The 20,411-nt window shown below is 64.2% G+C and carries 21 protein-coding genes; 14 read left to right on the top strand and 7 right to left on the bottom strand.

All coding sequences use genetic code 11. From position 1 onward, the window contains the following. Positions 1-6: 6 nt before the first annotated feature. The 7 genes from QM996_RS10580 to QM996_RS10550 all read left to right on the top strand — a co-directional run bounded on the left by QM996_RS10580 (position 7) and on the right by QM996_RS10550 (position 5,164). Positions 7-756: a 3-oxoacyl-ACP reductase family protein gene (locus tag QM996_RS10580; RefSeq protein WP_500267437.1), complete on the top strand. Its 750-nt coding sequence runs from the start codon at positions 7-9 to the stop codon at positions 754-756. Between the two features lie 123 nt (positions 757-879). After that, complete coding sequence (locus QM996_RS10575) at positions 880-1,479, top strand: NADPH-dependent F420 reductase (protein WP_500267436.1); 600 nt, start codon at positions 880-882, stop codon at positions 1,477-1,479. A gap of 317 nt (positions 1,480-1,796) precedes the next feature. Beyond that, on the top strand, positions 1,797-2,672 hold the full coding sequence (panC, locus tag QM996_RS10570; RefSeq protein WP_500267435.1) for a 4-phosphopantoate--beta-alanine ligase: 876 nt from the start codon (positions 1,797-1,799) through the stop codon (positions 2,670-2,672). Between the two features lies 1 nt (position 2,673). Next, positions 2,674-3,495 carry a 3-methyl-2-oxobutanoate hydroxymethyltransferase gene (panB, locus tag QM996_RS10565; protein WP_500267434.1) on the top strand — a complete coding sequence of 274 codons (822 nt, stop codon included), beginning with the start codon at positions 2,674-2,676 and terminating at the stop codon, positions 3,493-3,495. Positions 3,496-3,708: 213 nt separating this feature from the next. Continuing rightward, positions 3,709-4,425 (top strand): AzlC family ABC transporter permease, encoded by a 717-nt coding sequence (locus QM996_RS10560; RefSeq protein ID WP_500267433.1) that lies wholly within the window; start codon positions 3,709-3,711, stop codon positions 4,423-4,425. A gap of 2 nt (positions 4,426-4,427) precedes the next feature. Then, complete coding sequence (locus QM996_RS10555; protein ID WP_500267432.1) at positions 4,428-4,742, top strand: AzlD family protein; 315 nt, start codon at positions 4,428-4,430, stop codon at positions 4,740-4,742. A gap of 182 nt (positions 4,743-4,924) precedes the next feature. Next, complete coding sequence (locus QM996_RS10550) at positions 4,925-5,164, top strand: PA2433 domain-containing protein (protein WP_173517171.1); 240 nt, start codon at positions 4,925-4,927, stop codon at positions 5,162-5,164. 242 nt (positions 5,165-5,406) lie between these two features. Here the strand turns inward: QM996_RS10550 and QM996_RS10545 are convergent, their stop codons facing one another. From QM996_RS10545 to QM996_RS10530, 4 genes are all read right to left on the bottom strand, one after another. Next, positions 5,407-7,242, bottom strand: a complete 1,836-nt coding sequence (locus tag QM996_RS10545; protein ID WP_500267431.1) for an aminopeptidase P family protein — start codon at positions 7,240-7,242, stop codon at positions 5,407-5,409. A gap of 922 nt (positions 7,243-8,164) precedes the next feature. Further along, positions 8,165-9,040, bottom strand: coding sequence for a 50S ribosomal protein L11 methyltransferase (locus QM996_RS10540; RefSeq protein WP_500267430.1), 876 nt, complete (start codon positions 9,038-9,040; stop codon positions 8,165-8,167). 171 nt (positions 9,041-9,211) lie between these two features. Then, a complete protein-coding gene (locus QM996_RS10535) occupies positions 9,212-9,811 on the bottom strand; it encodes an SCO family protein (protein ID WP_500267429.1) in 600 nt (199 codons plus the stop codon). A gap of 346 nt (positions 9,812-10,157) precedes the next feature. Next, positions 10,158-10,316, bottom strand: a complete 159-nt coding sequence (locus QM996_RS10530) for a hypothetical protein (protein ID WP_500267428.1) — start codon at positions 10,314-10,316, stop codon at positions 10,158-10,160. Positions 10,317-10,676: 360 nt separating this feature from the next. On the opposite strand from QM996_RS10530, the gene QM996_RS10525 reads away from it, so the two are divergent. The 3 genes from QM996_RS10525 (at position 10,677) to QM996_RS10515 (ending at position 13,791) form a co-directional block, all read left to right on the top strand. Continuing rightward, on the top strand, positions 10,677-12,773 hold the full coding sequence (locus QM996_RS10525) for a methyl-accepting chemotaxis protein (protein WP_500267427.1): 2,097 nt from the start codon (positions 10,677-10,679) through the stop codon (positions 12,771-12,773). A 2-nt stretch (positions 12,774-12,775) separates the two neighbouring features. Then, a complete protein-coding gene (locus QM996_RS10520) occupies positions 12,776-13,240 on the top strand; it encodes a chemotaxis protein CheW (RefSeq protein WP_113540693.1) in 465 nt (154 codons plus the stop codon). A gap of 251 nt (positions 13,241-13,491) precedes the next feature. Further along, positions 13,492-13,791 carry a hypothetical protein gene (locus tag QM996_RS10515; RefSeq protein WP_500267426.1) on the top strand — a complete coding sequence of 100 codons (300 nt, stop codon included), beginning with the start codon at positions 13,492-13,494 and terminating at the stop codon, positions 13,789-13,791. A 188-nt stretch (positions 13,792-13,979) separates the two neighbouring features. On the opposite strand, the gene QM996_RS10510 is transcribed toward QM996_RS10515, so the two are convergent. Beyond that, on the bottom strand, positions 13,980-14,477 hold the full coding sequence (locus tag QM996_RS10510; RefSeq protein ID WP_500267425.1) for a CreA family protein: 498 nt from the start codon (positions 14,475-14,477) through the stop codon (positions 13,980-13,982). Between the two features lie 167 nt (positions 14,478-14,644). Next, on the bottom strand, positions 14,645-15,889 hold the full coding sequence (locus tag QM996_RS10505; RefSeq protein ID WP_500267424.1) for a GGDEF domain-containing protein: 1,245 nt from the start codon (positions 15,887-15,889) through the stop codon (positions 14,645-14,647). Between the two features lie 398 nt (positions 15,890-16,287). On the opposite strand from QM996_RS10505, the gene QM996_RS10500 reads away from it, so the two are divergent. The 3 genes from QM996_RS10500 (at position 16,288) to QM996_RS10490 (ending at position 18,265) form a co-directional block, all read left to right on the top strand. Then, positions 16,288-16,956, top strand: a complete 669-nt coding sequence (locus QM996_RS10500; RefSeq protein WP_500267423.1) for a phosphoribosyltransferase — start codon at positions 16,288-16,290, stop codon at positions 16,954-16,956. A 170-nt stretch (positions 16,957-17,126) separates the two neighbouring features. Beyond that, on the top strand, positions 17,127-17,762 hold the full coding sequence (locus QM996_RS10495) for a cysteine hydrolase family protein (protein ID WP_500267422.1): 636 nt from the start codon (positions 17,127-17,129) through the stop codon (positions 17,760-17,762). 41 nt (positions 17,763-17,803) lie between these two features. After that, positions 17,804-18,265, top strand: a complete 462-nt coding sequence (locus QM996_RS10490; RefSeq protein ID WP_500267421.1) for a GNAT family N-acetyltransferase — start codon at positions 17,804-17,806, stop codon at positions 18,263-18,265. A 26-nt stretch (positions 18,266-18,291) separates the two neighbouring features. On the opposite strand, the gene QM996_RS10485 is transcribed toward QM996_RS10490, so the two are convergent. Next, entirely contained in the window at positions 18,292-19,542 is a 1,251-nt protein-coding gene (locus tag QM996_RS10485; RefSeq protein ID WP_500267420.1) for an adenylate/guanylate cyclase domain-containing protein, read from the bottom strand. Between the two features lie 461 nt (positions 19,543-20,003). On the opposite strand from QM996_RS10485, the gene QM996_RS10480 reads away from it, so the two are divergent. Next, a complete protein-coding gene (locus QM996_RS10480) occupies positions 20,004-20,360 on the top strand; it encodes a hypothetical protein (RefSeq protein ID WP_500267419.1) in 357 nt (118 codons plus the stop codon). The last annotated feature ends 51 nt before the right edge of the window (positions 20,361-20,411 follow it).

Here is a 20,411-nt window from a genome sequence, read left to right as displayed (position 1 = left end):
AACGTCATGTCAGAGAACAAATCCCTCACAGGCAAAATCGCCCTCGTCACCGGCGGCTCGCGCTCGATCGGCGCTGCGGTTGCGAAGCGCCTCGCAAGTGACGGTGCCGCCGTCGTCATCACCTATCACGGCTCGCCCGAGAAGGCGGCCGCGGTCGTCGCCGAGATCGAGGACAAAGGCGGCCGGGCCTTGGCGATCAAGGCAGATGCCGGTGATGCCGCCGCCGTGCGTGCCGCCGTCGGCGATACAGTGAAGGCGTTTGGCGGTATCGACATCCTCGTCAACAATGCCGGCATCGCGCTCGGCGGCCCGATCGAGGAAATTACCGAGGCCGACTACAACAGGATGATCGCCGTCAACGTCACCGGCGTCTTCGTCGCGACACAAGAAGCGGTGCGCAACATGAAGGCAGGCGGCCGCGTCATTCATATCGGCTCGTCGATGGTGCGCTATGCTGCGTTCCCAACCGCATCGCTCTACACGCTGACCAAGGGAGCGGTCGCCGGTTTCAACCGCAGCCTGGTGCGAGACCTTGGCCCGCGCGGCATCACCGTCAATACGGTTCATCCCGGCCCGACCGATACCGACATGAACCCGGATGGCGGGCCGGTCTCGAAGATCGTCGGTCCCGGCATGGCGATCGGCCGTTATGGCAAGCCGGAGGAGATCGCAAGCGTCGTCTCCTACCTCGCAAGCCCGGAAGCCGCCTTCGTTACCGGCGCCGACATTGTCGCCGACGGTGGCTTCACCGCCTGATCGAGCACGACCGATGGGCGTCGTGATCCGGCCACCGGCGGCTCGCGACGCCCCAAACCTCAATTGACGCTAGAGCCATCGCCAAAAGAACGCGGGGCTGACGTGACGACGAAGGAGATCATCATGTCCATCGGTATCATCGGTTCCGGCAATATCGGAGCAGCCTTCGCCCGGGCGCTCGCCAGGGCATCGATTCCCGCCACCATCGCCAACAGCCGCGGACCGGAAAGCCTGCAGGCGCTCACCGACGAGCTCGCTCCCTTCATCACCGCCGGCACGCGCGAAGAGGCGGCGAGCTCCGACATCGTGCTCGTCGCCGTCAACTGGTCGAAGCTGCCGCAGGCGCTGGCGGGCTTGCCCGCATGGAACGGCCGGATCGTGATCGACGCCAACAACCCGATCGAGGCGCCACTCTTCAAGCCGGCGGACCTCAACGGCCGGCTGTCGAGCGAGATCTTCGCCGATCTCGTGCCGGGCGCCCGTGTCGTCAAGGCGTTCAACCACCTGCAGCCACACCTCGTCTCCGGCGACCCGAAGGCGGAGGGCGGCCGCCGCGTGCTGTTCTTCTCCGGTGACGACGCCGCGGCGAAAGGCGAGGTGGCACGACTGATCGACCGCCTCGGATTCTTCGGCATCGACCTCGGTCCGCTCTCTGTTGGCGGCCGTCTGGTACAATTCCCCGGCGGCCCGCTGCCGGCACTGAACCTCGTCAAGTTCGGGTGAGGACGGCGCGGATGCGCTTCCCCCCGACGCGGCGGCACGACCGTCTATTTCGAGCGCGACGATCTCGACCAAGCCGTCAGCCGGCTGATCGAGGCCGGCGTTCTCTTTGCCAGCGACAGTCCGTCGATGGGCGTCAAACACGGCCGGGCGTCATCTAGCTGTCATCAAATCCGATTGTTTTTTTGCGCTGCACAAGATAGAGGTTTGCAGCCGAATTTTGTGCAAATGCCCCTTGGCGAAGCAGGTCGTCATATCCCAAGGGGCAGGGAGCCACCGTCCTTGGAGGGGTGGCCTGCCGTGGATTGGAGGGTCCGGAGATGAAGACTTTCACCACCATCGCCGAACTGCGTTCAGCGCTCGCCGAAGAACGGCGGGTGGGCAAGACGGTCGGCTTCGCGCCGACCATGGGCTACCTGCATGTCGGCCATATGGAGCTGATGCGGCGCGCGCGGGAAGAAAACGACGTCGTCGTCGCCAGCATCTTCGTCAATCCGCTGCAGTTCGGCGCGAACGAGGATCTTTCCAAATATCCGCGCGATCTCGCCCGCGACCAGGCGATGCTGGAGGAGGGGCGCGTCGACTATCTCTTCGCCCCCGGTGTCGCCGACATGTATCCGCGGCCGATGGAAACGGTGGTCGACGTGCCGACGCTTGGCAGCGAGCTCGAAGGATCGGTCCGCCCCGGCCACTTCGCCGGTGTCGCCACCGTAGTCACCAAGCTCTTCAACATCGTCCAGCCGGACCGCGCCTATTTCGGCGAGAAGGATTTCCAGCAGTTGCAGATCATCCGCCGCATGGTCGAAGACCTGGCGCAACCGGTCACCATCATCGGCGTGCCGACGGTGCGCGAGGCCGATGGGCTCGCCTGCTCGTCGCGCAATGTCTATCTGACGGCCGAGGAGCGCCGGGCCGCGGCAATCGTGCCGAAGGCGTTGCAAGAGGCAGAGCGACTGGTCGCATCCGGGGTCAGTGATGTGGCCCAACTCGAAAAGGCGGTGACCGAATTTCTCGCGAGCGAGCCGCTGGCGAGGCCCGAGGTCGTCGCCGTGCGCGATCCCGAGACGCTCGAAACCATCGAAACGATCGGCGACCGGCCGGTGTTGTTGCTGCTCTTCGTTCGCTTCGGCACGACGAAGCTGCTCGACAACCGCGTGATCGCCCCGAAATCCGCGTTATTTGCAAAGGTTGCCTGACATGAGCGTCCAGACCGCCAAGCGCCGGCTCAGCCCCGCCAATATCGAAGCGCTGAAGGGCGAACGGCCGATCGTCAGCCTCACGGCCTATACGACGCCGATCGCCAGGCTGCTCGATCCGCACGTGGATTTCCTGCTCGTCGGCGATTCCGTCGGCATGGTGCTTTACGGTCTCGATACGACCGTCGGCGTGACGCTCGAGATGATGATCGCCCATGGCCAGGCGGTCATGCGCGGCGCGGAGCGCGCCTGCGTCGTCATCGACATGCCCTTCGGCTCCTATCAGGAATCGAAGGAGCAGGCGTTCCGCAGCGCCGCGCGCATCCTCAAGGAAACCGGCTGCAGCGCCGTGAAGCTCGAAGGCGGCGCGGAGATGGCGGAGACGGTCGAATTCCTCGTCAGCCGCGGCATTCCGGTGCTCGGCCATGTCGGGCTGATGCCGCAGCTCGTCAACACGACGGGCGGCTATCGCTCGGTCGGGCGCAACGACAAGGAAGTGGCAAAGATCCGCCGCGACGCCAAGGCGATCGACGATGCCGGCGCCTTTGCCATCGTCATCGAGGGCACGGTCGAGCCGGTCGCTCGCGACATCACCGCCGAACTGCGCTCGCCGACCATCGGCATCGGTGCGTCGCCCGCCTGTGACGGCCAGATCCTCGTCTCCGACGACATGCTCGGCCTCTTCAACGATTTCAAGCCGCGCTTCGTCAAGCACTTCGCCGAGCTCGCGCCGGCAATCTCCAAGGCCGCCGAGGACTATGCAAACGAGGTGAAGGCACGCACTTTCCCCGGCATCGAGCATACGTTCCAGGTCAAGAAGTAAGACGCGGCCTGCCTGGCGGGCTGCGGAAACGGGTATCGAATGCGCATCGGTTTCTCGATCGGTGCGCATTTTGTTCAAGCCTTGTTCGGGCAAGGCATCATAAAATTCAATCATTGTATCAGTTGATTTGAATTGTTGCCGGAGGCGCAAGCGCCTATCTGTCCGGCACCGGCCGCACGGCGCACTCGTTCGCCTCGGCCGGCGGAGGTTTCCATGGCAAAAGACGGATTCTGGGAAGGCGTACGCGGCGGCTTTCCCATCATGCTGGCGGCGTCGCCCTTCGGTGCGCTGTTCGGGGCGCTTGCGGTCGACAACGGTTTCACCATTGCCGATGCCGTGTTCATGAGTGCGAGTGTTTATGCCGGCGCCAGCCAGATGGTCGGCATCGAGCTCTTCGGCAATCACGTCCAGCCCTGGCTCGTCGTGCTCTCGGTCTTCGCCGTCAACTTCCGCCACGTGCTCTATTCGGCTTCGATCGCCAAATATGTCCGGCACTTCACCTTCGGGCAGAAGTTCCTGGCCTTCTTCCTGCTGGTCGATCCGCAATATGCCGAGACCGAGAAGCGCGGCGAGCGCGGCCTGCCGATCACCTTCGCCTGGTATCTCGGCTTCGGCCTCGTCATCTACATTCCCTGGATCTTCAACACGCTGGTCGGCGCGATCTTCGGGCAGATGATCGGCGATCCCAAGGCGATCGGCCTCGACATCCTGCTTCCAGTCTATTTCATGGGGCTGGTCATGGGCTTCCGCAAGCGCGACCGGTTCCTGCCGATCGTCACGGTCTCGGCGCTCGCTTCGGTCGCGGGCATGCATTTCGTCGGCTCGCCTTGGCATGTCAGCATTGGAGCGCTCGCCGGTATCGTGCTTGCAGCCTGTCTGCCGCAGAGCGAGCGGACTCCGGCGCCGCGCGCGGTCGAGAAGGAGGCGTGACGATGGATCCGCAACACCTCAACCTCATCTACCTGATCATCGCCGCCGCGGTCGCGACCTTCTTGACGCGCGTCGGCGGCTATATCCTCATCACCCAGATGAAGCAGATCCCGCCGCGGCTGGAGGCGGCGCTGAACGCCGTTCCTGCGGCGGTGCTGACGACGCTGGTGGCGCCGGCCTTCGTCTATGGCGGGATCGATGTGACCGTCGCCATGTTCGTCGCCTTCGCCATTGCCCTCGGGCTGAACCTCTCGACGCTGCGCATGCTCGTCATCGGCTGGGTGGTGGTGATGCTGATCCGGCACGTGGTGATGTAGGTTTTTCGCCTCCGTTCCGGCAGACATCGAAAGCCACACGGGCAGGGCGGTGATCGGCATTGGCGACGCATCTCTCGTGGATTATCATCCCTTGGTTGCCGGAGGTACGGCAGCACCGCAGGTGCTGTCGGACGCGCGACGTCGCTGCAACAATGCAGAGCCCCGGCGGTGGAGGAACAACCATGTTGACCAGGATCTCGATTGCCCTCTTGCTGGCGCTCGCGCCGGCAACGGCCTTTGCCAATCAATGCCCCACCATCATGGCTGCGATCGACGCGGCCATGCCGACTGCGAAACTTTCCGAGGCCGACATGGCCAAGGTCAAGGAACTGCGCGCGAAGGGTGAGGAGCAGCACAAGGCGGGCGATCACGCCGCTTCGGAGGCGACGCTCGGAGAAGCGAAGAAGCTCTTGGGAATCTGAACGGAGAGGCCGGGATTTCCCGGCCTGTTGCCGCCGTGAACCTCGAAGCAAGCAAGCGGCTGCGGCGTGCAACGCCTACCGCCCGACTCGACGGACGTCGGGTCGCTTACATCCCCGCCACAAGGCGGGGATGTGGGAGAAGGGGATTCTCATCCGCCAAACAAGCGCTTCGAGACGTGTCCAGCGTCAAAGGCCGCGCCCTGAGAGCGCGACGTTTTGCATTGTGTCGCTCGACGCCTGACTCAGCGTGCGAGCGCTTCCGTTGCGGCCTTCAGCCAGTCGCGGGTCTCGTCGCTGGCGAGCAGCGGCATCAGCTTCTCACGGGTCTCGGCGTGATAGGCGTTGAGCCAATCCAGCTCTTCGTCCGTCAGGAGCGCGGGCAAGACCAGGCGGCGGTCGATCGGGCAGAAGGTGAGGGTATCGAAGCCGAGCATCGGCAGGTCGCCGCCGTCGACCATCGTTGCCGGCTGCACCACCACGAGGTTTTCGATGCGAATGCCGAAGGCGCCGGGGCGGTAGTAGCCGGGCTCGTTGGAAAGGATCATGCCGGGTAGCAGTTCCTGGGTCGAAAGCCGGGCGATGCGCTGCGGGCCCTCATGCACCGAGAGATAGGAGCCGACGCCGTGGCCGGTGCCGTGGGCGTAGTCGGCGCCGGCCTTCCAGAGCGCGATGCGGGCCAGCGGATCGAGATCGACGCCGCGCGAACCCTTGGGGAAGCGCGCGACGCTGATCGCGATCATGCCCTTCAGCACCAGGGTGAAGAAGCGCTTCTGCTCCTCCGGCACGGCGCCGATCGCGACGGTGCGGGTGATATCTGTGGTGCCGTTGATGTATTGCGCGCCGGAATCGATCAGGAACATGGTGCCGGCTTCGATCGGCCGGTCTGTGGCCGTGGTAACGCGGTAATGCATGATCGCCGCATGCGAACCGGCGCCGGAGATCGTGTCGAAGGAGATGTCCTTCAGCGGGTTCTGCATGCGCTCGCCGACGGTGGCGCGCGCCGCTTCGAGCTGGTTGGTGGCGCCGATCTCGGTGACGGTGCCCGGCTGCTGGTTATCGAGCCAGGCAAGGAACTCGACCATGGCGGCGCCGTCCTGCAGGTGGGCGCGGGTCGAGCCGTCGATTTCGGCCTTGTTTTTCTGGGCGCGCGGCAGGCGGGCGGGATCGACCGCTTCCACCACCTTGCCGCCCTTCGAGCGGATCAGTTCGGAGATGGCGAACGAGGCGAGATCCGGGTCGATCATCACGGCGGCACCGGCAGCGCCGAGCGCCCTCAGGCGATCGTCGAAAGTGGCGGGCGCGACGATCTCGGCGATCTGGGTGAGATAGGCTTCCTGCTCGATGCCGGTCTTGCGCTTGTCGAGGAAAAGCTCGGCGCGGCCGTCGGCGTGGATGATCGCGCGGGCCAGCGGGTGCGGCGTGTGCGGAACGTCGCTGCCGCGGATGTTGAAGGTCCAGGCGACGGAGGAAGGGTCGGTGAGCACCACGGCGCTGGCGCCCGTCTTGTCGAGGTCGGCCGCGATCCTGGCGATCTTGTCCTTGGCGAGTTCGCCGGCGTGCTCGATCGGCTGGATGCTGACCTTGCCGAGCGGGGCCGCGGGGCGGTTGGCCCAAATTCTGTCCAGCGGATTGTGATCGAGGAAGACCAGAGAGCCGCCGAGGGTGGCGAGCGCCTTTTCCAGCCGGCGCACTTCAGCGCCGGTGTGCAGCCAGGGGTCGATGCCGAGCCTGAAGCCCTTGGCCCCATGGTTTTCGAGCCACAGATGCGGCGGCTCGCCGATGAGGTCGCCACCGGTGAACACGCTGCCGTCGACCTGCTCTTTCAACTGCGTGACGTAACGTCCGTCGACGAAAACGACCGCCTCACGCTGGGTGATGAGGGCGACGCCGGCGGAACCGGTGAAGCCCGTCAGCCAGGACAGGCGCTCGGAGGAGGCGGGCACATATTCGCCCTGGAACTCGTCGGCGCGCGGCACGAGAAAGCCGTCGATGCTAAGCGCCGCGAAGGACGCGCGCAGGGCTTCGGTGCGCTCCTTGCCGAATTGCGGCGTGGAGGTGACTTCAAAAGACTGAAACATGGGGATTTCCGGTAGATTGAGCGGTAAACCGCGGGAAAGATGGGGCCATGTTAGCGGAAACGGCCCTTTGGAGGAAAGAGGCGATATCCTGTAAGCGACCGCGACCGACGGTTCTCGCAGACTTCCGGTTGTGCGTGGCTTGGAGAGCAATTGCCCATTCGTCATACATATGCGCTCAGCGCATGGCACCCATGCTAAGAAGTCCCTTTCTCTATCGGAATAATAGTTTATAAGCCGCCTCAACGAACACGGACGAACATCCAGTGGTTCAAAAGACTGCGGTTCCGAGAATAGTTGGTCATTCTGTTCTCCTCCTCCCTCAAGGGTGGCCAGCTTCGGAACGGTAGACGCCCGCTCGAGCGCTCCTCCTCCTCAGGCTCGCGGGCATGGTTGGCCACAAGCCAACCAGCAGGCGATGCCATTGGCATCGCCTTTGTTTCGAAAGGCCGCCCGTCTGATGGACGAGGCGGCCTTTTCGTTTTTCTTGATTTGTTTTGGGCGTTTTTCAGCGTCAGCCGCGCGTCGGCGCACTTTGCGTTTCCGCAGAGCTCTCCCGCAAGCTTTTGCAGGCAAGATTGAAGCCGCCGGATTTCTTCAAAAGATCGCCCCTCACCCTAACCCTCTCCCCGCAGGCGGGGCGAGGGGACGTGCCCGATTGCACCGTTACGAGCTGGGGCCGATCTTTGTGCGTGGTAATGCCGCAAGCCGCTTTACACAATGCACAGCGCGAACGCATCGGCGAGTGGACGTACCCAATGCGAATGTCACGAATGGGAGTTGGATCTGTGGCAAGGCCGTGCCTCGCGTCCCTTCGCCCCGCTTGCGGGGAGAAGGTCCCGGCAGGGGGATGAGGGGCCATCACCTCGACAATGAAGGTGGGCAGTCGTTCTGCCGGACGGTAGCCGCCTTCGGCGTCGGCGCCTCACTTCTCCAGATGAATCGTCACCCAGCCGTTGCGCCAGATGGTACGGACGTGGCGCAGGTGCTGGCCATTGTAATGCGCGAGCACCTTCCAGCGTTGTTCGGCGAGAATGCCCGAGAGAATGACCGAGCCGCCGGGGGCGAGATTGGCGACGAGCTGCGGCGCCATCTTCATCAGCGGGCGGGCGAGGATGTTGGCGATGATGAGATCGAACGGGCCGTTGGCGCTGAAAGCGGTCGAATGAAAACCCGGCGCGGTGGCAAAGGTCATGCCGGTGACGACGCCGTTGACCCGGGCGTTTTCTGCGGCGACACGGGTGGCGATCGGGTCGATGTCGGTGGCGAGCACCGGCACGTGCATGAGTTTCCAGGCGGCGATCGCCAGCACGCCGCTGCCGGTGCCGAGATCGAGCACGTTGCGCACGGTACGCGTACGGGCAACCGAAGCCAGCACTTCGAGGCAGCCGGCGGTGGTGCCGTGATGACCGGTGCCGAAGGCCTGGCCGGCGTCGATCTCGATGGCGATCTCGCCGGTCTTCACCTTGTCGCGGTCGTGCGAGCCGTGCACGACGAAGCGGCCGGCGCGCACCGGCGCCAGGCCCTCGAGCGACTTGGCGATCCAGTCGATATCCGGCAGCACTTCGCGCTCGATCGGAAGATGGGCGAAGTCCTCAGAAAGCGCGTCGGTGAGCCGTTCGTTCACGCTCTCCTCGTCGACGGCCATCATGTAGATCGAGGCTTCCCAGACGTCGCGCTTTTCATCGACCTCCGTCGTGCCGATGGCATAGTCCTCTTCGCCGAAGACCTCGCTCATGCGGTCGAGCACGGCTTCCGCCTGCTTCTCGGTGGTGGTGACGAAAAGTCTGATCTCGCTCAAGGCTCTGTCCTTCGGCTGGAAAATCCGCACGCGCCCCGCATCGAGCCATGCCGTTGGGGCGGCGTGCGGGGCGGTGGCAATCGTGTGCTGTGCGCTATCACGATTGCCCCACAAACGCAAAGCGCCGGGCAGGGCCGGCGCTTGCAACGTCACGTCACGGATCGTAGGGGGTCAGCCCTTGGTGAGGTTTTCCAGCTTCTTGACCGCCGTTTCCGGGTTTTCCTCATAGGCGATCGTGCCGGAGAAATGGCCGTTGGCGTCAAGCAGGAAGACGGATGCCGTGTGGTCCATGGTGTAGTCACCGTCGGGTTTGGCGGCATCGACCGGCACCTTCTTGGCATAGACGCGGAAGCCCTTGACCATCTCCATCACCTTGTCTGGCGGGCCGGAAATGCCGGTGATGCGCTTGGAGACGTTGGAGACATACTGGCCGAGGACCTCCGGCGTGTCGCGCTCAGGATCGACGGTGATGAAATAGGCCTGCAGCTTGTTGCCTTCCGGGTCGACCTTTTCCAGCCAGCCGTTCAGTTCGAACAGCGTCGTCGGGCAGACCTCCGGGCAATGGGTGAAGCCGAAGAAGAGCGCGGTCGGCTTGCCGGTAAAGGCCTTTTCGGTGATCGCCTTGCCATCCTGGGCAGTGAGCGTGAAGGGCACGCCGAAGGGACCGGTGGCGGCCTGTTGCTTCGACTGGGTCATCTCATAGGTCAGCCAGCCGAGGATGCCGGCCATGACGACGACGGCGGCCCAGAGGACGATGCGGATGGTTTTCATGCGTGCTACCGATTTTGTTGGGGCCGAAGACGGCCATGTCCGGTTGATCGGCCCTTGATACCGCCTTCACCGGGACCGCGCAAATGGGACAATTGCCGCAGGTTGTGGTGGCGCGTGCATTGCGGGCTGCCCCTCATCCCGCTGCCGCGACCTTCTCCCCGCAGGCGGGGAGAAGGAGGCTCGTGGTATCCGCTCGCCCACGTCCCCATTTTCAATCGCGGCGCTTGCTGATGGCAGATTCTGATTGGCAACGCCGCCTTCGTCCTCGTCCCCTCGCACCGCCTGCGGGGAGAGGGTTAGTCCTCGGGTTAAACCCGAGGAGAGGGGCAAACGCCCACGATCGCGGCTAAAAGCACCAGGAAAGACCGGACTGGGCGAGCGCCAGGAACATCTCTGCGCCGTTCGCCATCCAGCCGCGGAAGGCGAGCAGGAGCACAAGCGCGATCGCAGCCGCAAGGCTTGCGGCGAGGGGGAGGCGGATCGAGCGCTGGGTCTTCGTGTTCATGGCGTCATCATAGCATCTGGCGCGGCGAGGGGAAGCCGCCGGGAGCGGTTGTGGCGCCTTCCGGTCGGGACCGGAAAACGTGGAAAACCGGCCCGGAGCGCTCCGATGGATTGTGCCCGCAAATGCCGGGAAAACCGAGGCTTGCAGCGCATATGCAAAAACATGCAAATAGCTCATCTCCCTGGGGATCGGCGGCCTGCCTTAGCGAATGTTTAAGGTCTGTTTGCCAGTGTTTTTTCCACGCGGGAGGAGCGTTCGTGCTCCGACATGACATGAGGTCAGCCGGTTTCTCGGCCCCGGTTTTCCGTATCGATCGTAGGAGGATCCGCTTCCACGCGGATCCGTGACCATGGACTCCCTATGACTGCCACATCTCCTTCCCTGAAGCGCAATCTTTCCGTGAGCCAGCGGCTGGCGACGCTTGCCGGCGCCGCCTTTGTCGGCTTTGGCTCCGTGCTCGGGGTCGGCTGGTACCAGGGCAGCCAAGCCAACGACGCCCTGCAGGGCGCGGTCGCGGCACAGAACGGGCTGACGACCGTCGACGAGGTCCGCCTGGCGACGACCAACCTCGTGCTCAACGCGATGGATAGCATCATCGACCGGGAAGAGGGCGCGATCCAGCCGGCGCGCGCCGCCAGCATTGCCGGGATACTGAAGCTGCTCGAAGCGAAATCGGCCGACCTCAAGGCGCTTGCCACGCTGCTCGGACGGAGCGACGCGCTTTCGACCTTCGATGCGGATGTCGCGGAACTGCGCATGGCGATCGGCACCGACCTGAAGGCGCTGATCGAAGGCAAGGCTTCCGCTGACGACTTCGGCAAGATCGACGACGCGATCGATGGCGCCGGCGAACGGGTCGCCACGGCGCTGACGTCGCTCTCCGAAGCGGCAACCGGCCTGGTACAGACGCGCGTTGCCGAGGCGCGTGCCGCGTCCGACCGGGCATTCCAGCTTCAGGTGGCCGCGGGACTGCTCGCTATGGCCACACTGCTTTATCTTCTCTGGTTCCACGGCAGCACGCTGCGCGCCGGCATCCTTGGCCTGCGCAATGCCATGCAGCGGGTGCAGAATGGTGACCTGGCCACCAAGGTCGAGGCGCTCGACCGCGGCGACGAACTCGGCGCCATGGCCCGCTCCGTCGATCTTTTCCGGCTTTCGGCCATCGAGAAGCAGTCGCTGGAGCAGAGTGCCGCACTCAGCCGGCGCGAAATCGAGAAGGAACGCGAGCAGCAGCAGAGCGAGCGCGAGGAGGCGGTGCGTCGCATCCAGACGGCGATCGACAGCCTCGGCCGCGCCTTGACCCAGCTTGCCGACGGCGATCTTGCCGTTGCCATCGACCGGCCGTTCGACGGCAATCTCGACCAGCTTCGCCAGAATTTCAACCAGACGGTCGAGCGGCTGCGCCTGGTGCTTTCGAGCGTCAAGGAGAATGCGCTTTCGATCGAATCGAACGGCCGGCAGATGCGTTCGGCCGCCGACGACCTGGCCCGCCGCACCGAACGGCAGGCCGCTTCGCTGGAGCAGACCTCGGCAGCGCTCGATGAAATCACCGTCACGGTTCGCACCGCAACCCAGCGCGCCGAAGAGGCAAGCCGCATGGTCGGCGAGACGCGCACCAATGCGGAGGAATCCGGCCGCATCGTCGGCGAGGCGATCGCCGCCATGGCGCGCATCGAAAGTGCTTCGAACGAGATCGGCAAGATCATCAACGTCATCGACGAGATCGCCTTCCAGACCAACCTCCTGGCGCTGAATGCCGGCGTCGAGGCGGCGCGTGCCGGTGAAGCCGGCAAGGGCTTTGCGGTCGTGGCGCAGGAAGTGCGCGAACTGGCGCAGCGCGCCGCCGGTGCCGCCAAGGACATCAAGGCGCTGGTCAGCCGCTCCGGCAACGAGGTCGGAAGCGGCGTCAAGCTCGTCCAGGCGACGGGCGAGGCGCTCGGCCGGATCGGCGCCGACGTGGCGCGCATCAACGAACACATGACCTCGATCGTGATGGCCGCGCGCGAACAATCGACCGGTCTCAACGAGATCAGCACCGCCGTCGGCCAGCTCGATCAGATGACGCAGCAGAATGCCGCGATGGTCGAGCAGACCAATGCCTCGAGCCACACATTGGCGCAGGACGCCGAGCGCCTGACCGGCCTCGTCGGCCAGTTCCGCGAGGGCCACACGATGCAGCGCGCCATGCCGACGTCGGCGCCGGTCGCGCCAGCGGCAAGGGCGGCCGTTGCTCCGGTGCAGACGAAGACAGCTTCGGCCCCGACCGCTCAGCGGCCGGCCGTCAAGGGCACCGGCGAGCCGGTGCCACTGCGCAAGATCGGCTCGGCCAAAATGGCCTCGTTTCCAACTCCATCTCCCGCGAAGGCCCTGATGGGCAAGCTGGCGGGCGCTTTCGGCAACAAACCGGGCTCCGTGCCGTCCGTTACGGCCTCCGGTGAAAACTGGGAAGAATTCTGATCATGACCAATGCAATCAAGCAGTCCGGTGCCTATCTCGAGATCGTGTCGTTCCATCTCGGCGACCAGGAATTCTGCATCGACATCATGGCGATCCGCGAAATCCGCGGCTGGGCGCCGGTGACGCCGATGCCGCATACGCCGCCCTACGTGCTCGGCCTCATCAACCTGCGCGGCGCGGTGATCCCGGTCATCGACATGGCTGCCCGCCTCGGCATGAAGATGACCGAGCCGTCGGAGCGCTCGGCGATCATCGTCACCGACATCGCCGGCAAGCTCGTCGGCCTGCTGGTCGAGCAGGTCTCCGACATGATGACGATCAAGAGCGAAGCGCTGCAGCCGGCGCCGGAGATCATTCCGGAAGCGCAGCGCGCCTTCTGCCGCGGCATCGTCGCGCTGGAAAAGACGATGGTCTGCTTCCTCAATCTCGATACGGTCATTGCCGACGAACTGGCCCAGGCCGCCTGAAGTTTCGACCGCTGCCAGAATTGACGAGCACCCCGATGGCATCGCCGCCGGGGTGTTTTGCGTTTCAGCCGTGTTCGGGCAGGTAGTGGAACGCGCAGGTCAAGTTAAACTTCGGCAATGCTCTTCACGCTTGGGCGACTCCATTGTGACAAAACGTCATGTGGCCGGCAGGAATACTTGTACTAATTTACCGGTGTTGCCGGGCGCCCGAACGGAGGCCGGGTGCCCGTCCCGAAACAGGAGTTGAACTCATGACAATCTCTGTAAGGAAACTTGTTGCCGCGCTCTCCGTAACGATGTTGATCGCCGGACCAGCTCTGGCCGACAGCTACTACCAGGGCATCGACGTCAACAATCCTCCCGGAACGCAGAACACGCACAAGGCCATGCCGCTGATGAAGCGGTCCGCCGCACCGGTTGACACGATGTCGACGGGCAGCATCAACAGAACTGCCACACCGGCCCCCGTCTATCGCGATCGTCAGCCTTATGGCGGCTATCAGGGCGGTGACGGCGACTACTATCAGGGCATCGTTCCGCCGTCCTATTGATATGCGGGAAGCGGGATGGGGTGCTCCCAGAGACTTCGCCTCGTTTCGCTCTGACTACAGCGCCGCGCGTCTCATGAGACGCGCAAAGGTCGCTGTAGCGCTTTGATTTGCTGCAGGTCTCCTTAAATCGAGGTCGATTTCAGGAGACCTGCAGTAGGTTTCGGAAGCGCCCGTGAAGCGGTTGGCGTTTACTGCGGCTTTCCGTTCTGCCAGGTCACCGTCTGGCCGTAGAGCGGAATGGTGGTGATCGACATCTTCGCCGAGCCATCGGTCAATTCACGCGAATGCGCGAGATAGATCAGCGTATCGTTCTTGCGATCATAAATCCGTGTGACCAGCAGGTTCTTCCAGACAAGCGACAGCCCGGCGCGAAACACTTCCTCGCCGTCCTTGGAAAGATCGATGTCGCCGATTTCGATCGGGCCGGTCTGGCGGCAGGCGATGGAATTGTTCGACGGGTCCTCGAACCAGTTGCCGTTCTTCAACCGGTCGATGACGCTGCGGTCGAAATAGGTGACGTGGCAGGTGACGCCCTTGATCTCCGGGTCGGTGACGGCATCGATCATGATGTCGTTTCCGAGCCAGTCGACGCCGACCTCGCCGACCGTTTCGGCGCGGGCGGGCAGGGCGGTCGCCGTGAAGGCGGCGAGACCGGCAACGAGAAGGGCGCGAACAGTACGCGACATGGATGTCCTCCTGCAGCGGGGCGCGTCATTGAGACGCGAGGGCCGCCGTAGCGTTATTGACGGGCTGCATGTTCCGTCCATGAACCGGTTGCGATCCATGGAGACATGCACTGGGCCAAGCTCACATAGGTTCGGGAAACGGCTTTACAAGACGATTGTCCTGCCGGTCAGCCGGTATCGCGCAGCAGCCTCGGCTCGAAGCTTCTGCTGTCGGCGGCGCGCAGTTGCGCGGCTGCGGCCGCGAGCGCCCGCGCGCTTGCGTCGGGCTGAAAGCGGCCGGCAATCGTGCAGCGGTCGCGCCCTTCGGCCTTGGCGTCGTAGAGCGCCATGTCGGCGCGGATCATGATGTCGCTGATCGTGTCGCCGGGAACGGCCTCGGCGAGGCCGATGCTCACCGTCAGCCGGATCGGCCGATCGAAGCGGCCGATCGGCGTGTCGCGCACCACGCGGCCGATCTCCTCGGCGAGCCTAAAGGCCGCTTCTTCCGTGTGATTGGGCAGAACGATGCCGAATTCTTCGCCGCCGATGCGCCCGAGCGTGCCGCGGCCGGTGAGACAGGTGGCGACGGTGCCGGCGAAGTGGCCGAGGGCGGCATCGCCGACCGCGTGGCCATAGCGATCGTTGATCTTCTTGAAGTAATCGAGATCGAGCAGCAGGAAGGACACCGGCTGTTGCCGTGCAAGGCTGGTGGTCAAGGCGCGCTGGCCAAGATCGAGCAGGGCGCGCCGCGACAGCACGCCCGTCAGCTCGTCGCGGGCGATCGCGGTCTTGAGGTCGGTGATCACCCGGTTCTGGATCATCAGGATCACGCCCAGGAACAGCACCGGCAGATAGAAGTAACGCATGACGGCACAAGCGAAATCCCAGCCGGCGGGTGCAGGCGGGATCGCTGTGCCTCCGTGGGCGGCGGGCGAGAGTACGGCGACTGCGAGCAGGGTCGAGCAGCCGGTCGCCGCGCACGCGATGACGTAGAGCCGTTCCACCGGCCCCGGCGCCTGGCGCCGGTGCTGCGAGCAGACGGCGATGATCAGCACGAAGGCGGCGGCGATGCCGATGACGGAAAGCGCATGCAAGGTCGTGCTTTGCGCGCCGAATGCGGCAGTGAACAGCGCGACGAACGCCATCGACGCGGCCGCGACAAGGGACGTCGAGGTGCGTCTGTGAACGCCGAGCGCGCGGTGAAAGCCGGAAAGCACGAGCAGGCAGGCGCCGGCCAGGAACACAAGGCCGATCAGGGACAGCGGCTGGAGTGCCGGAAACTCGGAGAGCATCATGAACACGGTTGAGGCGCTTGCCACCGCACTGGCCGCGGCGAATTCCGTGCCGCCCTCGACCATCGAGGCCCGCAGCGAAATCAGGACCGGGAGCATCGCCAGGAGGGCGATGATCGATATGGCAGGGAGAAAGCTCATTTCGAAACGGCCTGTCGTGCTAAAATCAACAAAGGCGGCTTGCGTCTCAGCCAGATATGCAAGGCCAATTGGTAGCGAGGGCGCCTTAACGAAAGCCGGCGAATTCCGATGCAATTTTACCGATTGGCCTAGATTGGCACGGTTGTTCACATCAGCGCCCGGGTAACCGAGAGATGGCGGATTGTCCGGGTTTTCATGCGCGCCTGATGGCTGGATGCAAAGATCTCCTTCGGCGGGCGCACGGGCTGCGGGGAACGACGGAGAGGCCGGGCTGGCGGAAAGCGCTGGAGGCGGGCGGAACCCGACCGGGCTTTTCATCATTCCGTGTCTGCGGGCCAATCCTCCGCGTCCGGCGGACCGGATTGAACCGCGGCGACGGCGAACCTGGGAGAGATGAGGTGTTTACGGGAACATGGCTCTTCGAGAACAGGGCGGATGCCGGACGGCAACTCGCCGAGGCGATCGAGGACGAGACGCTTACCGATCCGCTGGTGGTGGCGCTGCCGCGGGGCGGCGTGCCGGTCGCCTATGAGATCGCCATGCGCATCGGCGCACCGCTCGACGTCCTGATCGTGCGCAAGATCGGCGCGCCGGGGCACGCGGAATTCGGGCTCGGCGCGCTGGTCGACGGCGAGGAGCCGGAATTGTTCCTCAACCGCCAGGCGATCCGGCTCGTGCGTCCGGCAAGGGGCTACGTGGAGGCGGAAACCGAGCGCCAGCATGCCGAAATCCTGCGGCGCCGCGCGCTCTACTTCGGCGATCGCGCACCGATCTCGCCCAGGGATCGTGACGTGATCCTCGTCGACGACGGGATTGCGACCGGCGGGACCGTGCGCGCGGCGATCAGGGCATTGCGCCGGGCAAACCCACGCCGCCTCATCCTTGCCGTTCCGGTGGCGCCGAAAGGCGAACTCGCAGATCTCCGCAAGTCGGTCGACCGCGTCATCTGCCTCGCCACCCCTTCCGCATTTCGCGCCGTCGGCCTGCACTATCACGACTTCGAGCAGACGAGCGACGAGGAGGTGATCGCGTTGATGCAGAAGGCACGGCGGGAGGACGAAGGGTGAAGCGGCCGCCGGAGGTCATGGCGGATCGGTTGTTGCAATCGCCGCAACCCATCCAAATAGTTGCATGAAGCGCACTCGGCCGTATTGCAACGGCAGGCCTCTCGCGCCACATTCCCGGCGCGAGATGTTGGCGGAGTGGGCGCCGGAGGAGGCGCCCCGGAGGAGAGGCAATGGCCGCGAAGCTGGAGATTGGGAAGACGCTTGAGGATTTCTGCCGTCCGGAGCGCATGGCGCTGGTCGTCTACGACATGCAGGTGGGCATCACCCGGCAGATGAAAAACGGCGCCGAAATCACCGAAAGGGTGCTGAAGGTGCTGGAGGCGGCACGGGCAGGTGGGTTTCCGGTGATCTTCATGCGACACCTCTCGATGCCGAAGCCGCTGATGGGCGCCTTCCAGATGCGACAGGCGATGGCGTGGCAGCGGACGGACGACCCGGATGCGGTGCACCCCTGGTTCCTGCGCGGCACGCCGGGTTTCGAACTCGTGCCGGAGCTTCAGCCGCGCGAGGACGAGGCGATCCTCGACAAGATCACCTTCTCGGCCTTCGAGGGCACGCCGCTCGCCATGATCCTGCGCGATCTCGGGCTCACCTCCTTTGCGATCTGCGGCATTGCCACCGAGATCGGTATCGACCCGACCGTGCGCCATGCGACTGATCTCGGCCTTGTGCCCATCGTCGTGCGCGACGCCTGCGGGGCGGGGCACCACGAGGCGGGCGAACGTTCGATGGAGAACATCGTCTTCATGGGCGATGCGATCATGACCGACGTTCAGGCAATCACATCAGCTATGACCAATCGCTAGATGGGCAGTGCCACTCCGTTGAATCGATCATGGGACCGATAATGACTGACAATCTCCGCATCCGCCCGCTTGCCAAAGCCGACTATGATCAATGGCTGCCGCTCTGGGACGGCTACAACGCCTTTTATGGCCGCTCCGGCGAAACCGCGCTCGATCCCGCGATTACCGCCATGACCTGGTCGCGCTTCTTCGACGCCTATGAGCCTGTGCATGCGCTGGTGGCCGAAAGCGAGGGGCGGCTGATCGGCCTTACCCATTACCTGTATCACCGCACGACGACGTCCATCCAGCCGAACTGCTACCTGCAGGACCTCTTCACCAATGCGGAGGCGCGCGGCAAGGGCGTCGGCCGGGCGCTGATCGAGGGGGTTTACGAGGCAGCGCGTGCGGCCGGTTCGCCGCGGGTCTATTGGCAGACGCACGAGACCAATGGGACGGCGATGGCGCTCTATGACAAGGTGGCGGAGAAGTCGGGGTTTCTGGTGTATCGCAAGATGGTTTGAGGGGGCACTGGTCCTGCGCTCGCACTTCACGTTTCCGCCGGCGCCCGGCTTTCGACCTCGCTGGTATCGCGGCTCGGCGACTGCATGGTCCAGATTTCGATCGGGCCGAAACCCTTGATGTCTTCGTGGCCGGAGCGGACGAACTGGAAATGACCGTTTAATCGCTGCCTGATCTCTTCGGTCGTCGTGATGCAATCGGGCTTGCCGATGGCTTCCAGGCGCGCGGCAAGGTTCACCGGCGCGCCCCAGACGTCATAGGCGTATTTCGTTCGCCCAAGCACGCCAGCCGTTACCGATCCCGACGCCATACCCGCGCGCAGCGACACGACAACGCCATAGCGCTCGCCGATCTCGCGGGCCGCGGCGATGGCGCCGAAGCCGAACGCCGCAGCCGCCTTCTCCGGAGCCGGATGCCGCCTCGGCACGCCAGCCACTGCGAGATAGGCGTCGCCAATGGTCTTGATCTTTTCAACACCGACATTCGCAGCCAGGCGATCGAACGCGCTGAAGAGTTCGTTGAGCAGGCTCACGGTCCTTTCCGGTCCCAAGCCATTTGACAGGTTCACGAACTGGACGATGTCGGTCAGGACCACGGTCGCGTGCTCGAATTCGTCGATGATCGTTTCCCGTTCATTTCTGAGGAGGCGTGCCACGATCTCGTCCGGCATGATCGATGCCATCAGACGGGCGAGCCGCCCTTGCGCTTCTCTCGCCAGGTGGAAGGCATAATAGATCGTGGCGAAGCACAAGAGCGTGAGGGTGACGATCGAGGATGAATAGAGGAGCTGCAGGAAGCCGTCGGCGTCGTAGACGCCTGACCGCGCCTCCGGGAACGCGATGGATGCGGCGATGACCGTGATCGTAGCCGTGGCGCTCAAGACCGTCACCAGGGCGATATTCTCAAATCCAAGGATCGCGAAGGCGACCGGCGTCACGCCGAGCAGGGTCAACAGGACGCCGGAGTCCCGGCCGACATAGGAGGCGATCCAGACCAGGATCACGATGCAGATCCCGAATTCCCAAAGCCCCGACGCGATACGCCCGAAGCGATGAAACAGCGGCGTCAGTGCAGCGGCCGCCGCCAAAGCGAGATTGGCGTAGACGAGCCGCACCAGGCTCGGCTCGCCATAGAGAGCATAGATCAATGCGAACGTCGTCGTGGTGACGACGATCACGCACGCCGCGACATTCGCGACGAGAATGCCTTCGCGGTCACCCTCGGCAGCATTTGAGGTGCCCAGCTCCAGCAGGCGGCGAACAGCATTCGTCCAGGACATGTCTCCATCCACTTCGCGTCGAGGGAGATCGGTACAAGGTTTCGTTTAAACGCGAGAATTGTGCCTGCAATTATTAGGGCACTTCTGAGGTCGGCGCCATGAGATCGACGGTTGCGCGATCAATGACGATGCACGTGGGGAGAGCTTCGGATGGGCGAAAGCGATCACCCTCCATGGCGAGGTAGTGGCCCCGTTGGGTGGTCACGCTCCCAAGAAGCCGGTCCAAATTTTTCTCATGCCTCGCCGTTGAATTCGTCGTTTGTCGGGCCTCTGCAGGTCTGACAGTTTTCCGCCGCTCGTAGTGTACAAGGCGCCGTCCCGGCGTTTCGCAAGGAAGGACGATGTTGCCCATGGACGAAAAAAGGCGAGATAGCGCGACCTCATCAGGCGCGACAGGCCGCGATCGGGTCCTCCGCAGAAAGTCCCGCGCCCTCTTCGTGATTGGTCTTCTTGCGGGAACCATGGCTGCGCCTGCGATGGCCGGGGAAGACACCGTTGTCGGACGGCGCGGCCTTGCCGGGGCGGAGGAGACGCCGGCCGAGGTCGCAAGCTGCGATCACCTTGCCGAAACGCTCCGCGATTTCAAACTACCTGATGGGCGCGTAGACCTTTGGGCAACTGGGCCGCTCACCCTCGTCGAGACGGATCAGGTGCTCTGGTATCTCGCCATCTGCTCCGACCCGGGTATCCGGGTGATGTGTGTTACCTATTCCGCCAACGGTTTGAAGGTGGGCGAACAGGCCACAATTCGCGGCGCCATGCGGATCGAGGACGAAAGGCATGTGGTGCTCGACCCCTGCCTTGCCTCCCGAGATTGAGGTGCCCGCTGGTCGGCTGGCGTGATGAAGGGCCATGCCGCTGGCCGAGCC

It is taken from the genome of Sinorhizobium chiapasense, assembly GCF_045277575.1.
Lineage (GTDB): Bacteria > Pseudomonadota > Alphaproteobacteria > Rhizobiales > Rhizobiaceae > Ensifer > Ensifer chiapasense_A.
The sequence above is the reverse complement of the archived record's forward strand: the minus strand, read 5'-3'. Positions and strand labels throughout refer to the sequence as shown.

Coding starts and splice junctions, on each gene's coding strand:
- QM996_RS10580 (WP_500267437.1), top strand. CDS start 7: ATGTCAGAGAACAAATCCCTCACAGGCAAAATCGCCCTCGTCACCGGC.
- QM996_RS10575 (WP_500267436.1), top strand. CDS start 880: ATGTCCATCGGTATCATCGGTTCCGGCAATATCGGAGCAGCCTTCGCC.
- panC (WP_500267435.1), top strand. CDS start 1,797: ATGAAGACTTTCACCACCATCGCCGAACTGCGTTCAGCGCTCGCCGAA.
- panB (WP_500267434.1), top strand. CDS start 2,674: ATGAGCGTCCAGACCGCCAAGCGCCGGCTCAGCCCCGCCAATATCGAA.
- QM996_RS10560 (WP_500267433.1), top strand. CDS start 3,709: ATGGCAAAAGACGGATTCTGGGAAGGCGTACGCGGCGGCTTTCCCATC.
- QM996_RS10555 (WP_500267432.1), top strand. CDS start 4,428: ATGGATCCGCAACACCTCAACCTCATCTACCTGATCATCGCCGCCGCG.
- QM996_RS10550 (WP_173517171.1), top strand. CDS start 4,925: ATGTTGACCAGGATCTCGATTGCCCTCTTGCTGGCGCTCGCGCCGGCA.
- QM996_RS10545 (WP_500267431.1), bottom strand. CDS start 7,242: ATGTTTCAGTCTTTTGAAGTCACCTCCACGCCGCAATTCGGCAAGGAG.
- QM996_RS10535 (WP_500267429.1), bottom strand. CDS start 9,811: ATGAAAACCATCCGCATCGTCCTCTGGGCCGCCGTCGTCGTCATGGCC.
- QM996_RS10530 (WP_500267428.1), bottom strand. CDS start 10,316: ATGAACACGAAGACCCAGCGCTCGATCCGCCTCCCCCTCGCCGCAAGC.
- QM996_RS10525 (WP_500267427.1), top strand. CDS start 10,677: ATGACTGCCACATCTCCTTCCCTGAAGCGCAATCTTTCCGTGAGCCAG.
- QM996_RS10520 (WP_113540693.1), top strand. CDS start 12,776: ATGACCAATGCAATCAAGCAGTCCGGTGCCTATCTCGAGATCGTGTCG.
- QM996_RS10515 (WP_500267426.1), top strand. CDS start 13,492: ATGACAATCTCTGTAAGGAAACTTGTTGCCGCGCTCTCCGTAACGATG.
- QM996_RS10510 (WP_500267425.1), bottom strand. CDS start 14,477: ATGTCGCGTACTGTTCGCGCCCTTCTCGTTGCCGGTCTCGCCGCCTTC.
- QM996_RS10505 (WP_500267424.1), bottom strand. CDS start 15,889: ATGAGCTTTCTCCCTGCCATATCGATCATCGCCCTCCTGGCGATGCTC.
- QM996_RS10495 (WP_500267422.1), top strand. CDS start 17,127: ATGGCCGCGAAGCTGGAGATTGGGAAGACGCTTGAGGATTTCTGCCGT.
- QM996_RS10490 (WP_500267421.1), top strand. CDS start 17,804: ATGACTGACAATCTCCGCATCCGCCCGCTTGCCAAAGCCGACTATGAT.
- QM996_RS10485 (WP_500267420.1), bottom strand. CDS start 19,542: ATGTCCTGGACGAATGCTGTTCGCCGCCTGCTGGAGCTGGGCACCTCA.
- QM996_RS10480 (WP_500267419.1), top strand. CDS start 20,004: ATGGCTGCGCCTGCGATGGCCGGGGAAGACACCGTTGTCGGACGGCGC.